Below are 17,446 nucleotides of genomic sequence, written 5' to 3' on the forward strand. Positions count from 1 at the left end.
AAGCCATACCGGACGTTCAACCCTTGCCAAAGCACCATTGTCTTTGGGCCATCTGTATCACGCTTATTTCATGCCTATAATGTGACACACCTTGCGCCTGCCTGTCTGGCAATCGCGATGATAAATCTTTGCTATGCACGTTTTCATGCCCGCGCTCCATACCTGTGGGTATAGTTTAGCCGCGAAACCCCTCCGCTAGAAAGTAGACTTCCCGGGAACGTGCCCGCGAGGCATCTGGCTTACGGGTCACGACACGATCAAAACTGCCGCGCAACTCTTTCAGGTAGCTATCAAATCCCTCCCCCTGAAACACTTTGGCGAGAAACCGGCCGCCAGGAGATAGCGTTTCACGGGCAAGTTCCAAGGCAAGCTCTACCAAATACATGGCCTGAGGCTGGTCAATCGCCGCCATACCACTCATATTGGGGGCCATGTCCGACATCACAAGGTCCACCGGGCGATTTCCCAGGCGCTCAAGAATCGCGTTCAGCACCGATTCCTCAGTAAAATCGCCCTGGATAAAGTTCACCCCTGCCAGCGCATCCATTTCTAGTATATCGGAAGCAATCACCACGCCTTCCGAACCTACCTTGTCTGCCGCCACTTGGCTCCATCCGCCAGGCGCCGCCCCCAGGTCGATCACCGTCATGCCCGGACGAAACAGCTTATCCTTTTCATCGAGTTCAAGCAGTTTATAGCTTGCCCGCGAGCGATAGCCATCCTGCCAGCTCTGTTTCACATACTGGTCGTCAAAATGTTCTTTCTTCCAGTTATTACTGGTCTTGCTCACTGAATGTTTACGACTTGGGGGTTTTTGCTGCATGTAGGAATCTAACGCTGGAATAAGAGATGGGTGCTTGCACGCGATTGCTTTCACTCGGTGGCATTTCACCGTAAGATGGAGCGTTAAGCGCTAACCGGGATACCGCAAGATACCATGAGCTTGTCACAGGCACAAAAGAAAGCATTTCGCAGCATTGGCCACCACCTTAACCCGGTGGTCACCGTTTCTGAAAACGGCGTCTCCGAAAATCTGCTCGCAGAACTCAACCGCGCGCTCAACGATCATGAGCTTATCAAGGTGAAACTTGCTTTGCCTGAGCGTGACGACCGTGCGGCCATGCTAAACGAACTGGTTACCGATAGCCGCGCCGAAGTCGTGCAAACGATTGGTAAAATGGCGCTGCTTTATCGCAAGAACCCTAAAGTGAATCCGAAGCTCTCTAACGTTACACGCTTCGAAGATCACCACGGCCGCCACTAAAACGCCGCTGACTGATCGTTAAAAAAGCGATAAAAAGCCCGCGATTCGGTTGATATCAACCTGAGGCGCGGGCTTTTTTAATGGACGCCCGATGAACCGGGCGTCCGCTCGTTTTACGCGCTTTTACACATACCAGCGCTTACACATACTCGACGCTTTCGATTTCATACTCAACGTCGCCGCCCGGTGTCTTGACCACGGCAACGTCGCCTTCTTCCTTGCCGATCAGCGCGCGCGCAATAGGGGACGTAACAGAAATGCGGCCAGATTTAATATCCGCCTCATCCTCGCCCACAATGCGGTAGGTGACGCTTGCATCGGTATCCAGATTAAGTAGCGACACCGTGACACCAAAGATCACTTTACCGGTATTAGGGAGCTTGGTGATATCAATCACCTGCGCCACCGAAAGCTTGCTTTCGATTTCCTGAATACGACCTTCGATAAACCCCTGCTGTTCGCGGGCAGCGTGGTATTCGGCGTTCTCCTTAAGGTCGCCGTGCTCACGCGCTTCAGCGATCGCCGCAATCACTCGAGGGCGCGCTTCGCCCTTCAGATGATTGAGCTCTTCGCGAAGACTTTTTTCACCCGCAACCGTCATCGGGACCTTGTTCATTGACTTGCTCCTGCATGCAGATCCTGAAGGCGCCGCACCGTAATTTCCCTACCGTACTCAAGCGCCATGCAAACGGCATTAGCGCCCGCCAAGGTGGTTGCATAGGGCACCTTGCGCGCGAGAGCAGTACGGCGAATGACCGAAGAGTCATTAATGGCCTGACGACCTTCGGTAGTGTTCACGATGTAGGCGATATCGTCGTTCTTCAACAGATCGACAATATGGGGACGACCTTCGTAGACTTTATTGACGTGCTCCACTTCCAGTCCAGCCGCTTCTAACGCTGCCGCTGTACCGCGTGTTGCACAAAGTGTGAAGCCTAATGTTAGCAGAGAACGGCCTACTTCGATAATCCCCTCTTTGTCCGGCTCACGCACGGACAGGAAGGCTTTACGCGCGCCCTCAAGCGCCGGGATTGCTTCGCCCGCGCCCAGCTGCGCCTTGAAGAAGGCCTCGGCAAAGGTTTCGCCTGAACCCATTACTTCACCGGTAGATTTCATTTCCGGTGAGAGAATCGGGTCGACCCCCTGGAACTTGTTGAACGGGAAGACCGCTTCTTTCACGCTATAGAAGTGCGGAATGATTTCGCGCTCAAAGCCCTGCTCGGCAAGCGTCGTGCCCGCCATGCAGCGTGCCGCAATCTGGGCAAGCGAGGTACCGATGCATTTGGACACAAAGGGTACGGTACGCGAGGCGCGCGGATTGACTTCGATGACGTAAATTTCGCCATCCTGCCAGGCAAGCTGCACGTTCATCAGGCCTTTAACGCCCAGCTCAACGGCCATCTGCTTGACCTGCTCGCGCATCTTGTCCTGCACCTCAAGAGGCAGCGAGTAAGGCGGCAGCGCACAGGCGGAGTCACCGGAGTGTACCCCCGCTTGCTCGACGTGCTGCATGATGCCGCCAATCACTACCTGCTGGCCGTCCGATACCGCATCGATATCGATTTCAATGGCGGCACTCAGGAAGTGATCGAGCAGCACCGGCGAGTCGTTGGAAACCTTGACCGCATTGGTCATGTAGTTCTCAAGCTCGGAGGCGTCATAAACGATCTCCATCGCCCGACCGCCCAGCACGTAGCTTGGGCGCACCACCAGCGGGTAACCGATAGTCTCCGCTTTGGCGAAGGCTTCTTCAAAGCTGCGCGCAGTGGCGTTAGGCGGCTGCTTTAGACCGAGCTTGTCGATCATTACCTGGAAGCGCTCGCGGTCTTCGGCGCGGTCGATGGCGTCCGGCGTGGTACCGATGATCGGCACGCCAGCAGCTTCCAGCTCACGCGCCAGTTTCAGCGGCGTCTGGCCACCAAACTGAACAATTACACCGACAGGCTTCTCTTTATCGGCGATTTCAAGCACGTCTTCCAAGGTCACCGGCTCGAAGTAGAGACGATCAGAGGTGTCGTAATCGGTCGATACGGTTTCCGGGTTGCAGTTGACCATGATGGTTTCATAGCCGTCATCGCGCATGGCGAACGCGGCGTGAACACAGCAGTAGTCGAACTCGATGCCTTGACCGATACGGTTCGGCCCGCCACCGAGTACCATAATTTTCTGACGATCAGATACGTCTGCCTCACACTCCTCTTCATAGGTGGAGTACATGTAGGCCGTATCCGAGGCAAATTCTGCGGCACAGGTATCCACGCGCTTATAAACCGGGCGAATGCCTGCCGCCTGGCGCGTTTGACGGAACTCTTTTTCGCTCACGTTCAGAAGCTTGGCCAGACGCGCATCGCCAAACCCTTTGCGCTTGAGCTGATAAAGCTCGCGGGCAGAGAAATCGCTAAGCGAGCGTTTGGCAACGGCGGCTTCCGTCAGCACCAGATCTTCCATCTGGACCAGGAACCAGGGGTCGATATTAGTGAGTGCAAACACTTCATCGACACTCATACCTGAACGCATGGCATCGGCCACGTAGAAAATACGCTCTGCACCGGCAGCCTGAAGTTCGCCCTGGATGATCGCCATGTTGTCCGGGGTAAAGTCAGTAATAATCGGATCGAGACCGTCATTACCAGTTTCCAGGCCGCGCAGGGCTTTCTGCAGTGATTCCTGGAAGGTACGGCCAATCGCCATCACCTCACCCACAGACTTCATCTGCGTGGTCAGGCGGTCGTTGGCCTGGGGGAATTTCTCAAAGGTAAAGCGCGGTATCTTGGTAACCACGTAGTCGATGGATGGCTCGAACGAGGCCGGCGTGCGTCCACCGGTAATATCGTTTTGCAGCTCGTCCAGCGTGTAGCCGATCGCCAGCTTGGCGGCGATTTTGGCAATCGGGAAGCCGGTCGCCTTGGAGGCCAGTGCGGATGAGCGTGATACCCGCGGGTTCATCTCGATCACGACCAGGCGGCCGGTTTTCGGGTCCATACCGAACTGCACGTTGGAGCCACCGGTTTCCACGCCAATCTCGCGCAGTACCGCGAGGCTCGCGTCGCGCATGATCTGGTACTCTTTGTCCGTCAGCGTTTGTGCCGGTGCGACGGTGATCGAGTCACCGGTGTGCACGCCCATCGGGTCAAAATTTTCGATCGCACAGACGATAATGCAGTTATCGTTCTTGTCGCGCACGACCTCCATTTCGTACTCTTTCCAGCCCAGCAGTGACTCGTCGATCAAGAGCTCGTGGTTGTTGGAAAGCTCGAAACCGCGCGTACAAATTTCTTCAAACTCTTCCTTGTTGTACGCCACGCCGCCGCCGGAGCCGCCCATGGTGTAAGAAGGCCGGATGATGGTCGGGAAGCCAAGCTCTGCCTGAATTTCCCAGGCTTCATCCATGGTATGCGCGACTTTTGCCTTGGGGCATTCCAGGCCAATACGCTTCATGGCCTGGTCGAACAGATCGCGATCTTCCGCCATGTTGATCGCGTCGGCGTTAGCACCAATCATCTCAACGCCGTACTTTTCCAGCACGCCATGCTTTTCCAGATCCAGCGCACAATTCAGCGCGGTCTGGCCGCCCATCGTCGGCAGGATGGCATCCGGGCGCTCGACTTCGATGATTTTCTCGACAGCCTGCCAGGTAATCGGCTCGATGTAGGTAGCATCGGCCATGGCCGGGTCGGTCATGATGGTGGCCGGGTTGGAGTTAACCAAAATAACCCGGTAACCCTCCTCGCGCAGCGCTTTACACGCCTGGGCGCCGGAGTAGTCGAATTCGCAGGCCTGGCCGATAACGATCGGGCCAGCGCCAATGATCAAAATACTGTTTAAGTCGGTACGCTTAGGCATAACGGTTCCCGCAAAAAATGGTGACGATGAGCGACAAAAGCGGCATACAGTGATGAAGCAGGAGCGCGGGTTAGCGGCGTGCCTGCATCATCGCGACGAAGCGATCAAACAGCGGTGCCACATCGCGCGGGCCGGGGCTTGCCTCAGGGTGGCCCTGGAAGCTGAACGCAGGCCGGTCGGTCCGCTCAATGCCCTGCAGCGTGCCGTCAAACAGCGAGCGATGCGTAGCACGCAGGTTAGCGGGCAAACTCGCTTCGTCAGCGGCAAAGCCGTGGTTCTGGCTGGTGATCATCACCGTGCCAGCATCCAGATCCTGCACCGGGTGGTTGGCGCCGTGGTGGCCATGGCTCATCTTGACGGTTTTGGCGCCCGAGGCAAGCGCCAGCAGCTGGTGACCCAGGCAGATACCAAACACCGGGGTATCGGTTTCAAGCACGTCCTGAATGGCCTTGATGGCGTAGTCGCAGGGCTCGGGGTCGCCTGGGCCGTTGGCCAGGAATACGCCGTCCGGGTTCATTGCCAGCACGTCAGCCGCGGGCGTTTGTGCAGGCACCACCGTCAGGCGGCAGCCGCGGGCGGCCAGCATGCGCAGAATATTAAACTTAACGCCGTAGTCGTAAGCCACCACGTGGTAAGGGCGCTCGCCTTTCGTGGTGTCAGCGTAGCCTTCGCCCAGCGTCCACTCCCCTTCTGTCCACTCGTAAGCTTCTTTACAGGAAACCTCTTTGGCCAAATCCATACCCTTAAGGCCCGGGAAGTCCTTGGCCGCCGCCAGCGCGCGCTCAACGGCGTCATCGCCTTCGGCATCGGCACCGGCTAGGATCGCGCCATTCTGCGCGCCTTTATCGCGCAAAATACGCGTCAGGCGGCGGGTATCGATATCCGCGATGCCAAGCACGTTCTGGCTTTCCAGGTAATCCGACAGGGTTTGTTCAGAGCGGAAACTGCTAGCCATCAGAGGAAGATCACGGATGATCAGTCCAGCGGCCGCAATCGATGCCGATTCGACATCTTCGGCATTAACGCCGGTATTGCCGATATGCGGGTACGTTAGCGTGACGATCTGGCGGGTATAAGAAAGATCAGTGAGGATCTCTTGATAGCCGGTCATGGCCGTATTGAACACCACCTCACCGCTTGTTAATCCATCCGCGCCGATGGCGATTCCATGAAACACGCTACCGTCTTCCAGGGCCAATATCGCGGGCTTGCTTAATGCGGGGTTATTCAAGTCAAGATCCTCCCATGCTGGTGGGAGCCTGTGGGCGCAGGCTCAGCAATTACTTCGTTATCCACGACCCGTACGCTTGAGCGTGATTAAAACTCGGGTCGTAAAAAAGCGGGACGAAGCCGATAAAAAAATCGGTTTCATCCCGCTTGTTGTTCTATACCCTTCAGAGCCGCTCATTTAACGCAAATAGCCGAGCGGTCGGGGCAGGCTGTGGGCTGGCCAACGCAACAAGCGCGCCGTCTGAGTTTTCTAAGCCACCCGGCCAAAATTTTTGAAATGTTACAGGATTTGGGGCCCGCCGACTACCCCTGGATTAGCTATTAATCACCATTAAAGCGTAAAAATGCTTGGAGCAGCCCGGGCATTCCGCCTTACTCCAGGCCTAATACATCCTGCATATCGTAGCGGCCGGCTGACTGGCCTGCGACCCAGCGCGCCGCACGAACGGCGCCTTTGGCAAACGTCATTCGGCTGGAGGCCTTGTGGGTAATTTCGATGCGCTCGCCTTCGGTTGCAAACATCACCGTATGCTCGCCGACGATATCGCCCGCGCGAACAGTGGCAAAGCCGATCTCTTTGTCGGTACGTGGCCCGCACTGACCTACCCGTTCAAACACGCCGTGCTCTTTCAAAGTGCGGCCAATGCTTTCAGCTACCACTTCGCCCATCTTAATCGCCGTACCGGAGGGCGCATCGACCTTGTGGCGGTGATGCGACTCGATGATTTCGATATCGTAGCCTTCATCGCCTAGCGCTTTCGCCGCGGTTTCCAGAAGCTTCAGCGTCAGGTTGACGCCCACGCTCATGTTGGGGGCAAACACCACCGCTACCTTGTCACGATAGCTATCCAGCTGTGCGAGCTCGTCATCACTCATCCCCGTGGTACCAATCACCATGCGCTTTCCATGCTCGGCACAAAATGCCAGATTCGCCAGCGTGACCTGCGGGGCAGTGAAATCGATCAGCACATCGAAGTCATCGACAATGGCGCTTAACGAATCCACGGCGTTAACGCCGCGTTTGCCAACGCCCGCCAGCTCGCCAATGTCCGCCCCTGCCAGGGAGCTGCCTGGTTCGACAATACCGCCTGCCAGAGTGGCGTCAGCCTCCTGTTCTACAGCGTTTACCAACGTACGGCCCATACGGCCAGCCACGCCTACAATGGCAACTCGGGTCATGCGAACTCCTGCGTTTTGCGATGTGTTACGTCGAATCGGGCAATGCCTTATCAAACATGCATTAACTGGGCGGTGATTATACCAGACGCCTCGCGCGAATCCGCGCTAACGCAAGCCGCAGGCTAGTTTTGCCACACGACAACCAGCTCTTCATCCTTCGCCATCCGTACAAGATGGCTTTCCACCACGCCTTCTAACTGATCGAGATGCTCTTCTTCCAGCGTTTCGATCGACACCGTCAGCTTGTCAGCTTCGGCGTGCAGCAGGCAGGTGCCCTTGTCAGGGAATACAATCTTGCCATCCTGCTGGCTGTGTTCAACCTCCAGCTTATGTGCCCAGTGCTTGCACAGCCGGTTGATAATACGCTCACCGGACGTAGTCTCAATTTCAGCACGCGATAACGGCATAACGAATTCTCCATTGGATAAGAAATAACAGGGCTAGCATAGGAGGAACGTTATTAGCTGCCCAATACTTAATGAAACGATAGCGCAACAAGGCGTTCATCACCTTCAAACACGATGATCAAGCAGTCGGCATCTCGACAGTTAAACTGGATTCCATGATAATGCCCAAACATGCGAATGCGAATTATATTCAAAAATTTTTATACCGCGTCGATGTGGTTAGCGCTGCCATCAGTTTGCGCGTGAGATACCCCAGCGGCCCCGTCTATCCATAAGTGATGAATACGCCCATGACCTTCCCTTTTTTAAAAACGCTGATTGGCACGGCAGCCGTTATAAGCTGCACGAATGCCGCGGCTGACAGCATCACAGTGACCGACATTACCGGTCGCCAGGTCACGCTTGATGGCCCCGCCGAGCGGGTTATTTTGGGTGAAGGGCGGCAAATTTATTTGCTTGGCCTGCTGGAGCCGGAAGCGCCTTTTTCGCACATCGTCGGTTGGCGTGAAGATTTTTCCCAGGCAGACCCCGATAACTACGCGCGCTATGCCGAACGTTTTCCCGAGATCGAAGAACTGCCCACGTTTGGCGGCTTTAAAGACGGTACCTTCGATGTCGAACAGGCCGCGTCGCTTACCCCTGACATCGTCTTTATGAACCTTGAAGCCAAGGTGGCCACCGAAGATGCCGCTTACGATGACAAGCTTGGCCAATTGGGCATTCCGATTGTGTATGTCGATTTTCGCGAAGACCCGATCGAACACACCATTCCTTCCATGCGCCTGATGGGCCAGATCATGGGTGATGAAGCAGCGGCGGAAGAGTTTATCGACTTCGCCGAGGCTCAGTTGGCCCGCGTTACCGATGTGATTGAAGAGGCCAACCCTGAGCGGCCCAGCGTGTTTATCGACCGCGCCGGCGGCTATTCCGATGAGTGCTGTATGAGCTTTGGGCCCGGCAACTTTGGCGAGTATGTAACGCTGGCGGGTGGTACCAACATTGCCGATGGGATTATTCCCGGCAGCTTTGGCACGCTAAACCCCGAGCAGATTATTGCCGCCAACCCTGAACACGTGGTGGTAACCGGCGGCAACTGGGACGCCTACGTACCCGGCGGTGACTGGGTGGGCATGGGGCCTGGCGCCGATATGCAGGCCGCCCATGACAAGCTTGAAGCGTTAACCGGGCGCACCGCGATGACGGGCATTCAGGCGGTAGAGTCGGGTAATTTCCATGCGATTTGGCACCAGTTCTACAACAGCCCCTACTATTTTGTGGCCATCCAGCAGTTAGCCAAGTGGTTACACCCTGAGCTATTTGAGGACCTGGACCCCGAAGCCACCATGGAAGAACTCCACGAGCGCTTCCTGCCTATCGACTACGAGCCTGGCTACTGGGTATCACTCAATGATGACTGAAACAACGACGGCAGCGCCTGTCTCTCAAGCGCGCGCCTTTTATCGTAGCCAGGTATTTCGTCGCCAGATGATTTTGGCAGCCCTGGTCGTCGCGCTGTTTTTCAGCCTATGCGTCGACCTGGCGCTGGGCCCTGCGCGTTACAGCTTAGGCGAAGTCATCGCCGCCCTGCTCACCCCTCAAAACGTCAGCCAACAGGCGCGAGTGATTCTCTGGGAAATCCGCATGCCGGTGGCGTTGATGGCATTGGTGGTCGGGGCGAGCCTTTCCGTTGCTGGGGCACAGATGCAGACGATTCTAAGCAATCCACTGGCGAGCCCGTTTACCCTGGGTATTTCCGCTGGCGCAAGCTTCGGCGCGGCGTTAGGGCTTGCCTTTGGCGTGGCTATCGTGCCCGCCGCCATCGAGTTCGTGGTGCCCCTCAACGCGTTCATCATGGCCATGTTCACGGCGTTTCTTATCCACGCTCTGAGCCTAAAGCGCGGCGTTACGGTAGAAACCATCGTACTGCTCGGCATCGCTATGGTGTTTATCTTCAACTCGCTGATGGCGCTGATTCAGTTTTTCGCAAGCCAGGAGGCCGTTTCGGCGGTGGTGTTCTGGACCATGGGCAGTCTGACCAAGGCCACCTGGCCCAAGTTCTGGATCGCACTCGGCATTCTCGCTGCGGTAATGCCGCTACTTGCCCGCCACGGCTGGGCACTGACCGCCATGCGCCTGGGCGATGCCAAAGCCGAAAGCATGGGCGTTAAGCCACGCGCGCTGCGCCTAGAAGTACTGGTGCTTGTATCACTGCTTGCCGCGGTTGCAGTGGCCTTTGTGGGCACTATCGGTTTTATCGGCCTGGTGGGGCCGCATATTGCACGTATTTTGCTGGGTGAAGATCAGCGTTTCTTCCTACCCGGCTCGGCGCTTTGCGGCGCGCTGATTCTCTCGGTTGGCTCGGTGATTTCCAAAATCATCATTCCGGGCACAATTATTCCCATCGGCATCATTACCTCGCTGGTGGGCATTCCCTTCTTCCTGTTTCTGGTGCTCAACCACAAGAAGGCTTCATGGTAACCCTACAGTTAACCCGTGTGTCGGCCCGCTACGGACGCCGCGCTATTCTGGAAGACATCACCACGCCCAGCTTTCAGGGCGGGCAGGTGGTAGCGCTTCTCGGCCCCAATGCGGCAGGCAAGTCAACGCTTTTCCGGCGTATCCTGGGCCTGATCAAAGGTGACGGTAATGTGGCCATCAACGGCACCAGCGCCGAGCGTCCGGTGGCCTATATGCCTCAGGACACCGGCGCCAAAGCGGTACTCACGGTGTATGAATCGGTGCTGCTTGCGCGCATGCAGGGGCGCAGCCTGAAAGTACAGCCAGAGGATCTGGCACAGGTTGACCGTGCGCTTGAAGAGCTTAATATCACCTCGCTTGGTGAGCGTGACATTGGCGACTTGAGCGGCGGGCAGCGCCAGCTGGTGAGCGCCGCCCAGGCGTTGGTACAAGAGCCCGAAATTCTGATGCTCGATGAACCCACGTCCGCGCTCGACTTGAACCGCCAGATCAATCTGCTGACGGTTTTACGCCGCCTGGCGGATGAACGCCAGATGCTGATTCTGGTAGCACTGCACGACTTAGGCCATGCGCTACGCTTTACCGATGCTTCCATGGTACTGGAAAACGGCCGCCTGATTGCCTGCGGCCCCACCGCAGAAGTGATTACTCCTGAGCTTCTGCGCCAGGTGTATAAAGTGGCGGCACGCATCGAGCCATGCTCGAAGGGCCGCCCTCAGCTTATCGTCGAAGAAGCGGTTTAACGCTTCATCCCTGCAAGGCGCTTGCGGCTAGCGTCATTCGCCCGCCAGCGCTTCTCGCATATCCGCCACATCTCCTGGGGAAACGGCCGCCGCGGCGTTTCCCCAGCTGTTGCGCACAAACGTCAGCACGCTGGCGATTTCCTCATCATTCAGATTCCAGGCAAACGACGGCATGGCAGGCGCCGTGGGCTTGGCATCGGTAGCAACCGGGCGGCTGCCGGCCAATACAACCCGTATCAATGAACTCGTGTTATCACCATTGACCACCGGATTGCTCGCCAACTGCGGGAAGATGCCGTACTCGCCGCCACCATCAGACGTATGACAGCCCGAGCAGCGATCAAAGTAGATATGGCTACCTGCCCGGACCTGGGCGTTATCTTCGGATAGCGGCTCGGGTGGCTCGCGATCCCAGTCGTCTGACTCAAGGCCTGCTCCACTCAACAGATAGCGCGCCACTGCATACAGGTCGTCGTCGGTCCAGTGTTGGGATGAATGGTGCACCTCGTCGGCCATCGGCCCCGAGGCGAAGTCAAAACGATTACCACCGGTTTGCAGATATTCAACCAGCTCATCTTCGCTCCAACCACCAATCCCGACATGCGCATTCGGGGTGATGTTGGGAGCGTACCAGCCTTCAATGGTGGCGCCGGCAAACTTGTCACCGCCTTCGCCGCCCATGAAATTACGCGGAGTGTGGCAGGTTCCGCAATGCCCCAGGCTCTCAACTAGATAGGCGCCGCGATTGATCTCGTCCGACTGCTCAGGGTCGGGCTCAAAGGTCTTCTCATCGAAGTTAAGCCAGTTCCAGCCCATCATCACCTGCCGAATACTGAACGGGAAAGGCAGTTGGTTGGCCTCCACATCATTCTCGACAGGCGTGACCGTCTGCAGATAAGACCATAAGTCATGAATATCCTTCTCGGGCATTAGCGTATAAGACGGATACGGCATGGCCGGGTAAAGATGGTAGCCGCCCTTGCCGATACCCTCGGTCATGGCCGCCTTGAAGTCTTCATAGCGCCAGTGACCAAGCCCCGTATCAGGGTCGGGCGTGATATTAGGCGCCAAAAGCGTGCCGAAAGGGGTTTCAAGCGCAACGCCACCGGAAAATGGCTGGCTGTCATCGGCGGTATGGCAGGCCGCACAGTCACCTAGCACGCTGATATAGCGCCCGCGCTCAATATCCTGATACTCCGTGCTGGCGGCCCATACCGAAAGTGGCAAAAGCGCCACGCCTGCAAGCGATAATCCCATAAGCGTTTTCATGTGCTGATCATCTCCCCGGGATTACGCAGGTAGTGGTTGATGATGCCATCGGCAGCTTTAAAGGCCAGCGCGCCTACCGTGCCGGTCGGGTTGTAGCCCGGGTTCTGCGGAAAGGCGGAGGCGCCCACCACAAACAGATTGGGCACGTCCCACACCTGCAGGTACTTGTTGACCGAACTGGTACCCGGATCGGCGCCCATAACGAAGCCGCCAACCACATGCGAGGACTGATAGGGACGGCCATCCCAGGGTCCGACACGCGGGCTGGCTACGATCTCACGCGGATTCATGCGCCGGGCGATTTCGGCGGTCTTCTCGGTGACGTACTGCGCCATTCTGAGATCGTTGTCGGTGAAATCGAAGGTGATTCGCAGAAGCGGCCTGCCCAGCCGATCCCGGTACGTTGGGTCCAGCGATAGGTAGTTGTTAGGCGACGAATAGTTGCTCGCCTCGCAGCCGATCGACATCGTACTGGCGTAGTTATCGACCGTGGCACGCTTCCAGTTGGAGCCCCAGCGTGGCGTGCCCGGCGGCGTAGGGCGTGCCTGGATCGGTGTCGCGCCGATCGGTGTTACCCGGGTGCTGCCGCCGCCGAAAAAGCCAAGGCCCGAATGGTCGAAGTTATCGTTGTTAAACTCATCAATGCCCATGCCCACAGCGCCAGCGCCTATAAACGGGTTGAAATTCTTGTCATCGAAGAAGAGCTGCACGCTGTTGGCGGTCTGGTAGGCGTAGTTGCGCCCTGTGGTGCCTCGGCGGGTTGTCGGATCGTAGGCTTCACCAATGTTGGAGGTGAGCATCAGACGCACGTTTTCGAAGGTAAACGCAGCGATGACCACGATTTCGGCAGGCTGCTCCCACTGGCGACCGGCGGAGTCGACATAGACGATACCCGTGGCGCGGCGGCCGTCGGAGTCGGTAGTGACCCGCAGCACTTCGCAGTGGGTACGCGCTTCGAAGTTGTTCTTGCGAATCAGCGTCGGCAATACCGTGGTGATGGCGCTGGCCTTGGAGTAGTTGGCACAACCATAGTTGGTACAGAAGCCACAGAAGGTACACGGCCCCATGGTGATGCCGAGCGGATTGGTGTAGGTCTCCGAAACCAGCGACGACGGCACCGGAAACGGCTGATAGCCCATTTCGCGTGCCGTTTCAGCGAATAGCGTCGGTGAGTAGGGCTGCCTGAGCGGCGGGGTTGGGTAGTCGCTTGAGCGCACGCCTTCAAACGGATTGCCGCCGGCCTGCTTGCCACTGACCAGATTACCCGCTCGTCCGGACGTACCTGCTATCTTCTCGAAGGCATCGTAAAACGGTTCCATCTCGCTCCAGTCGGTTCCCCAGTCTTGCAGGGAAAGTTCGTCGGGAATGGAGTTCGCCCCATAGCGCTCTTCCAGATGGCTGCGTAGTCGAAACTCTTCGGGCTGAAAACGAAACGTGATCCCCGCCCAGTGATTGCCCGCGCCGCCAGTGCCGTTGCCGGGATGAAACGAGCCCCACTTGCGCATCGGCAGCGCCGTCTGCGTCGGGTTGTTACGCAGGGTGATAGTGTTCTGTGCAGTGCGCAGCATCAATTCCTGGCGCTGCGAGTAACGTAGCTCATCGGTGACCGAGGCAATATTGAAATCCTTGGCCGTATCACGCCACGGGCCGCGCTCGACGCCCACAACGCTAAGCCCTGCATCGACAAGTTCGTTGGCGATAATCGCGCCGGCCCAGCCGAGCCCGACCACCACTGCATCAGTGGGAGGTAGTTTGGTTGCCATATCAATGTATCCCTACGCTTGCCAGTCAGGACGGCCGCCGATGCTTACCGGCTCAAATCCCAGATCTTCATTGTGTCGTTCAACGTAATCGCGGTAGTCGTAGCGGGCACCGGGAAAGCCCAACATCTTCCAGGACACCATGTCACGATTACCACCGTAAAGCGGGTCGGCAAAGAATCCTTCCATGGTGTTCTGCAGCACGATCTCGAAAAATACCAGCGAGTCGATATCGTCGAGCTGAATTTCCTCTTCCTCCAGCTGAGCCAATATCTGATCGCGCGCCTCACCGCTTAGCTCAGCGAAGGTGGCGCCATGTTCGTTACGGCAGTGGTCGTTGAGTGCACCCAGCCCCAGGCGATAGCGCTGCTTGGGGGTCAAGGCAGACTGGTCGCCCTGTTCCGGCGTGCCGTCCTGAAAAGGGCCGTGCATGTAGAGCCGCTCATAGCCGCCGTAGGCGCCGGCCAGTTGGCGGTCGATAAACACCGCACAACCGGCATCCTTACCGCTCATGCTTAAATCATCGGCTGGAATCAAACGCTCGACGATGGCCTCGACCGTTACGGCTTCCTCATCGGTGAAAAATTGCCAACCGGCGTCAGTATCGACCGGCGGCACGGCGTTATTGGCCAGGGGTTTCCACTCGGGCGTTCCTTTAACAGTCAGCGCCTGAACCGGGCTGGAAGCGCCGATTAAAAGCGCTGCCGAAGATCCCAGGAGTTCTCTTCGAGTCAGACCGCTAGGCTTAGCGGTATCGTTTTTATTGCTCATCACGGTTCCCTTGAATTGTCTTGACCCGCCTGCGGGAGCAGTTGAATGAGCGCGGGCCATTCCAGTCAGCGTACACATTCCGCTAAACCATATAACGTGCTAACTATTATTTAAAACATAGGAGACGTGACAATTCATCGCAACATTAAAGCGGCATTTGGCGGGAGAAAGAGATACGCAAGACACCTTCAAGCGGCGTGGAAACAACGCCGCTTTAGCTTATTTTCGAAAAAGCCGCTTAAAACGTCGGCCTTCCAGGGCAGCAAGCGCCACCCCGCTCAACATTAGCGGCAGCGCCAACAGAAAACTGCTCGATACCGGAATACCGAACAGCACCCAGTCAGCCGCTACCGGCCAAATTAGCGCGACGTACTCAAACGGTGCGAGCCGCGACGCTTCGGCGTAGCGTAACGCCAGGGTCATCGCAATATGCGCCGCCCCGCCAAACAGCCCCGAGAGCACCAAAAGCCCAAACGCCTTCGGGTCAAGTGCCGCCCACCCCAAGGGCAGCGTGGCCAGCCCCGCAAGTGCAGACACCAGAATAAAGTAAAAGGCGATAGACGCAGCGGTCTCGGTGCGCGAAATTCGCCTGACGGTGAGCAGCGCCCCCGCCGTTAGCAGCGCACTTAGCGCACCCAACGCATAGCCGGTCATCTGGCCACTTTCAGCGCTGGCATTAAGGCCAGGCAATACCAGCACCGCCATACCGGCAAGCGCCAGTACAATGGCGCCTGCTCGGAAGAACGAGAACTTCTCGCCCAATAGCAGCACTCCACCTACCGCCATAAACACCGGCGTTAGCTGAGCCAGCAGCGTTGCCTCTGCAACGGGCAGCAGGGCTACCGCTGCAAATGAAGCGAACATCGCTGCCGCTCCCAGCCCCGAGCGCAGCGCATGGCCCAGCGGGCGCCGTGTGCCCAGCCCGCCTGGAAACTCCCGACGAATCACCAGGAAAATCACAATGGGTAACAACGCAAACAGTGAGCGGAAGAACACCGACTGCCCCACCGGCACTTCATCACTCACCGCTTTAATGCACACCAGCATGCCGGTAAACAGCAGCCCGGAAAGGATTCTGAGCCAGATACCCAAGGCAGGTCTTTCTTGCAAGCTATCCATTACGCTTTATGTTCCTTAAACGTCAAAAACCCCCGGCCTGAGCCGAGGGTCTACGGAACCTAACGCTTACCACTACGTCAGGATCAAGGCTTCATCTCTTCAAAAAATTTCTTCACGCTATCGAAGAAGCCGGTTTTCTTGGGTGAGTGGCTGTGGCTATTGCTGCCTTCCAGGCTTTCCTGGAATTTGCGCAGCAGGTCGCGCTGCTCATCGCCGAGGTTGACCGGGGTTTCGATGACGACTTTACAGAGCAAGTCACCCGGGGCGCCGCCGCGAACCGGTTTCACACCTTTACCGCGCAGGCGGAAGAGCTTGCCGGTTTGGGTTTCGGGCGGAATTTTGAGCTTCACACGGCCATCGAGCGTAGGTACTTCAAGCTCGCCACCGAGGGCTGCATCCACAAAATTGATCGGCACGTCGCAGTGCAGGTTCTTACCATCGCGCTGGAAGATATGGTGCGCTTTGATAGAGACCTGAACGTACAGATCGCCCGCTGGGCCACCGTTAACGCCGCTTTCACCTTCGCCGTTCAGACGAATACGATCACCGGTATCGACACCCGGCGGAATCTTCACGGATAGCGTACGCGTTTCACGCACCCGACCTTCGCCGTTACATTTGTGGCACGGCACTTTGATGTGCTGGCCGCTGCCGTGACAGGTCGGGCAGGTTTGCTGTACCGCGAAGAAGCCCTGCTGCATGCGCACCTGGCCGTGGCCGTGGCACGTGGGGCAGGTTTCCTTGGTTGAACCAGGCTCGGCGCCTTCGCCATCACACCGGTCGCACTCAATATGGCGCGGCACACGGATATCGACCGTGGTACCGGCCACCGCGCTTTCCAGATCAAGCTCCAGGTTATAGCGCAGATCCGAGCCACGAGCGGGTGCATTAGGGCCACGACGACGGCCGCCGCCACCCCCGAAGATATCGCCAAATACATCGCCGAAGATGTCGCTAAAGTCGCCAGCGCCACCCCCACCAAAACCACCGCCGCCGAAGCCGCCGCCCTGGCCATCCACACCCGCATGACCAAATTGATCATAGGCCGCGCGCTTCTCGCCGTCGCTTAAGACTTCGTAAGCTTCCGACACTTCACGGAATTTTTCCGCGGAAGTGTTATCGTCTGGGTTTCGATCAGGGTGAAATTTCTGCGCCAGGCGGCGGTAGGCCTTTTTGATCTCTTTCTGATCAGCCCCTTTATCGACACCCAGGACTTCGTAATAATCGCGTTTGGACATGGGTCCTACGCCTCCTGGTTAGCTATGCACTTAACGGCACATTTACATTGACTACGTGCGCGTCTAACTATGTGCGTCTTAGCCGCGGAAACAGCAACGCGGGAGGTATCCCCCCGCGTTATCTTCTTCCTTGGCAGAAAGAGAA

Annotated in this window: 15 protein-coding genes; 4 read left to right on the forward strand and 11 right to left on the reverse strand. The window is 57.3% G+C overall.

Annotation, left to right across the window (positions count from 1 at the left end; translation table 11 throughout):
- Nucleotides 1-175: 175 nt before the first annotated feature.
- Nucleotides 176-823: a 23S rRNA (uridine(2552)-2'-O)-methyltransferase RlmE gene (gene rlmE / locus ACT3R7_RS15140; protein ID WP_192537965.1), complete on the reverse strand. Its 648-nt coding sequence runs from the start codon at nucleotides 821-823 to the stop codon at nucleotides 176-178.
- Between the two features lie 114 nt (nucleotides 824-937).
- On the opposite strand from rlmE, the gene yhbY reads away from it, so the two are divergent.
- Entirely contained in the window at nucleotides 938-1,264 is a 327-nt protein-coding gene (gene yhbY / locus ACT3R7_RS15145; RefSeq protein ID WP_192537966.1) for a ribosome assembly RNA-binding protein YhbY, read from the forward strand.
- Between the two features lie 139 nt (nucleotides 1,265-1,403).
- On the opposite strand, the gene greA is transcribed toward yhbY, so the two are convergent.
- The 5 genes from greA to ACT3R7_RS15170 form a co-directional block, all read right to left on the reverse strand.
- Nucleotides 1,404-1,880 (reverse strand): transcription elongation factor GreA, encoded by a 477-nt coding sequence (greA, locus tag ACT3R7_RS15150; RefSeq protein ID WP_192537967.1) that lies wholly within the window; start codon nucleotides 1,878-1,880, stop codon nucleotides 1,404-1,406.
- A complete protein-coding gene (gene carB / locus ACT3R7_RS15155; RefSeq protein ID WP_496199289.1) occupies nucleotides 1,877-5,107 on the reverse strand; it encodes a carbamoyl-phosphate synthase large subunit in 3,231 nt (1,076 codons plus the stop codon). Before carB ends, greA begins: the two co-directional genes overlap by 4 nt.
- A gap of 70 nt (nucleotides 5,108-5,177) precedes the next feature.
- On the reverse strand, nucleotides 5,178-6,338 hold the full coding sequence (carA, locus tag ACT3R7_RS15160; RefSeq protein WP_192537969.1) for a glutamine-hydrolyzing carbamoyl-phosphate synthase small subunit: 1,161 nt from the start codon (nucleotides 6,336-6,338) through the stop codon (nucleotides 5,178-5,180).
- A gap of 371 nt (nucleotides 6,339-6,709) precedes the next feature.
- A complete protein-coding gene (gene dapB, locus ACT3R7_RS15165) occupies nucleotides 6,710-7,516 on the reverse strand; it encodes a 4-hydroxy-tetrahydrodipicolinate reductase (RefSeq protein WP_192537970.1) in 807 nt (268 codons plus the stop codon).
- 122 nt (nucleotides 7,517-7,638) lie between these two features.
- Entirely contained in the window at nucleotides 7,639-7,923 is a 285-nt protein-coding gene (locus tag ACT3R7_RS15170; RefSeq protein ID WP_192537971.1) for a DUF2218 domain-containing protein, read from the reverse strand.
- Nucleotides 7,924-8,213: 290 nt separating this feature from the next.
- Between ACT3R7_RS15170 and ACT3R7_RS15175 the strand changes: the two genes are divergently transcribed.
- Genes ACT3R7_RS15175 through ACT3R7_RS15185 form a run of 3 tightly spaced genes read left to right on the forward strand, consistent with a single transcriptional unit; the run spans nucleotide 8,214 to nucleotide 11,144 of the window.
- Entirely contained in the window at nucleotides 8,214-9,341 is a 1,128-nt protein-coding gene (locus tag ACT3R7_RS15175) for an ABC transporter substrate-binding protein (protein ID WP_192537972.1), read from the forward strand.
- A complete protein-coding gene (locus ACT3R7_RS15180) occupies nucleotides 9,334-10,401 on the forward strand; it encodes a FecCD family ABC transporter permease (RefSeq protein ID WP_018917572.1) in 1,068 nt (355 codons plus the stop codon). Before ACT3R7_RS15175 ends, ACT3R7_RS15180 begins: the two co-directional genes overlap by 8 nt.
- Complete coding sequence (locus ACT3R7_RS15185) at nucleotides 10,395-11,144, forward strand: ABC transporter ATP-binding protein (RefSeq protein WP_192537973.1); 750 nt, start codon at nucleotides 10,395-10,397, stop codon at nucleotides 11,142-11,144. Before ACT3R7_RS15180 ends, ACT3R7_RS15185 begins: the two co-directional genes overlap by 7 nt.
- 33 nt (nucleotides 11,145-11,177) lie before the next feature.
- On the opposite strand, the gene ACT3R7_RS15190 is transcribed toward ACT3R7_RS15185, so the two are convergent.
- From ACT3R7_RS15190 to dnaJ, 5 genes are all read right to left on the reverse strand, one after another.
- Nucleotides 11,178-12,413 (reverse strand): c-type cytochrome, encoded by a 1,236-nt coding sequence (locus ACT3R7_RS15190; protein WP_192537974.1) that lies wholly within the window; start codon nucleotides 12,411-12,413, stop codon nucleotides 11,178-11,180.
- Nucleotides 12,410-14,176, reverse strand: a complete 1,767-nt coding sequence (locus tag ACT3R7_RS15195) for a GMC family oxidoreductase (protein ID WP_192537975.1) — start codon at nucleotides 14,174-14,176, stop codon at nucleotides 12,410-12,412. The genes ACT3R7_RS15190 and ACT3R7_RS15195 overlap by 4 nt, the downstream gene beginning before the upstream one ends.
- Before the next feature lie 12 nt (nucleotides 14,177-14,188).
- Nucleotides 14,189-14,944, reverse strand: a complete 756-nt coding sequence (locus ACT3R7_RS15200; RefSeq protein ID WP_192537976.1) for a gluconate 2-dehydrogenase subunit 3 family protein — start codon at nucleotides 14,942-14,944, stop codon at nucleotides 14,189-14,191.
- Between the two features lie 219 nt (nucleotides 14,945-15,163).
- Nucleotides 15,164-16,063, reverse strand: coding sequence for a DMT family transporter (locus ACT3R7_RS15205; RefSeq protein WP_192537977.1), 900 nt, complete (start codon nucleotides 16,061-16,063; stop codon nucleotides 15,164-15,166).
- A gap of 83 nt (nucleotides 16,064-16,146) precedes the next feature.
- On the reverse strand, nucleotides 16,147-17,301 hold the full coding sequence (dnaJ, locus tag ACT3R7_RS15210) for a molecular chaperone DnaJ (protein WP_018917578.1): 1,155 nt from the start codon (nucleotides 17,299-17,301) through the stop codon (nucleotides 16,147-16,149).
- Nucleotides 17,302-17,446 lie beyond the last annotated feature (145 nt).

Origin of the sequence: Halomonas sp. AOP43-A1-21 (assembly GCF_052376775.1) — a bacterium.
GTDB lineage: Bacteria > Pseudomonadota > Gammaproteobacteria > Pseudomonadales > Halomonadaceae > Vreelandella > Vreelandella colorata.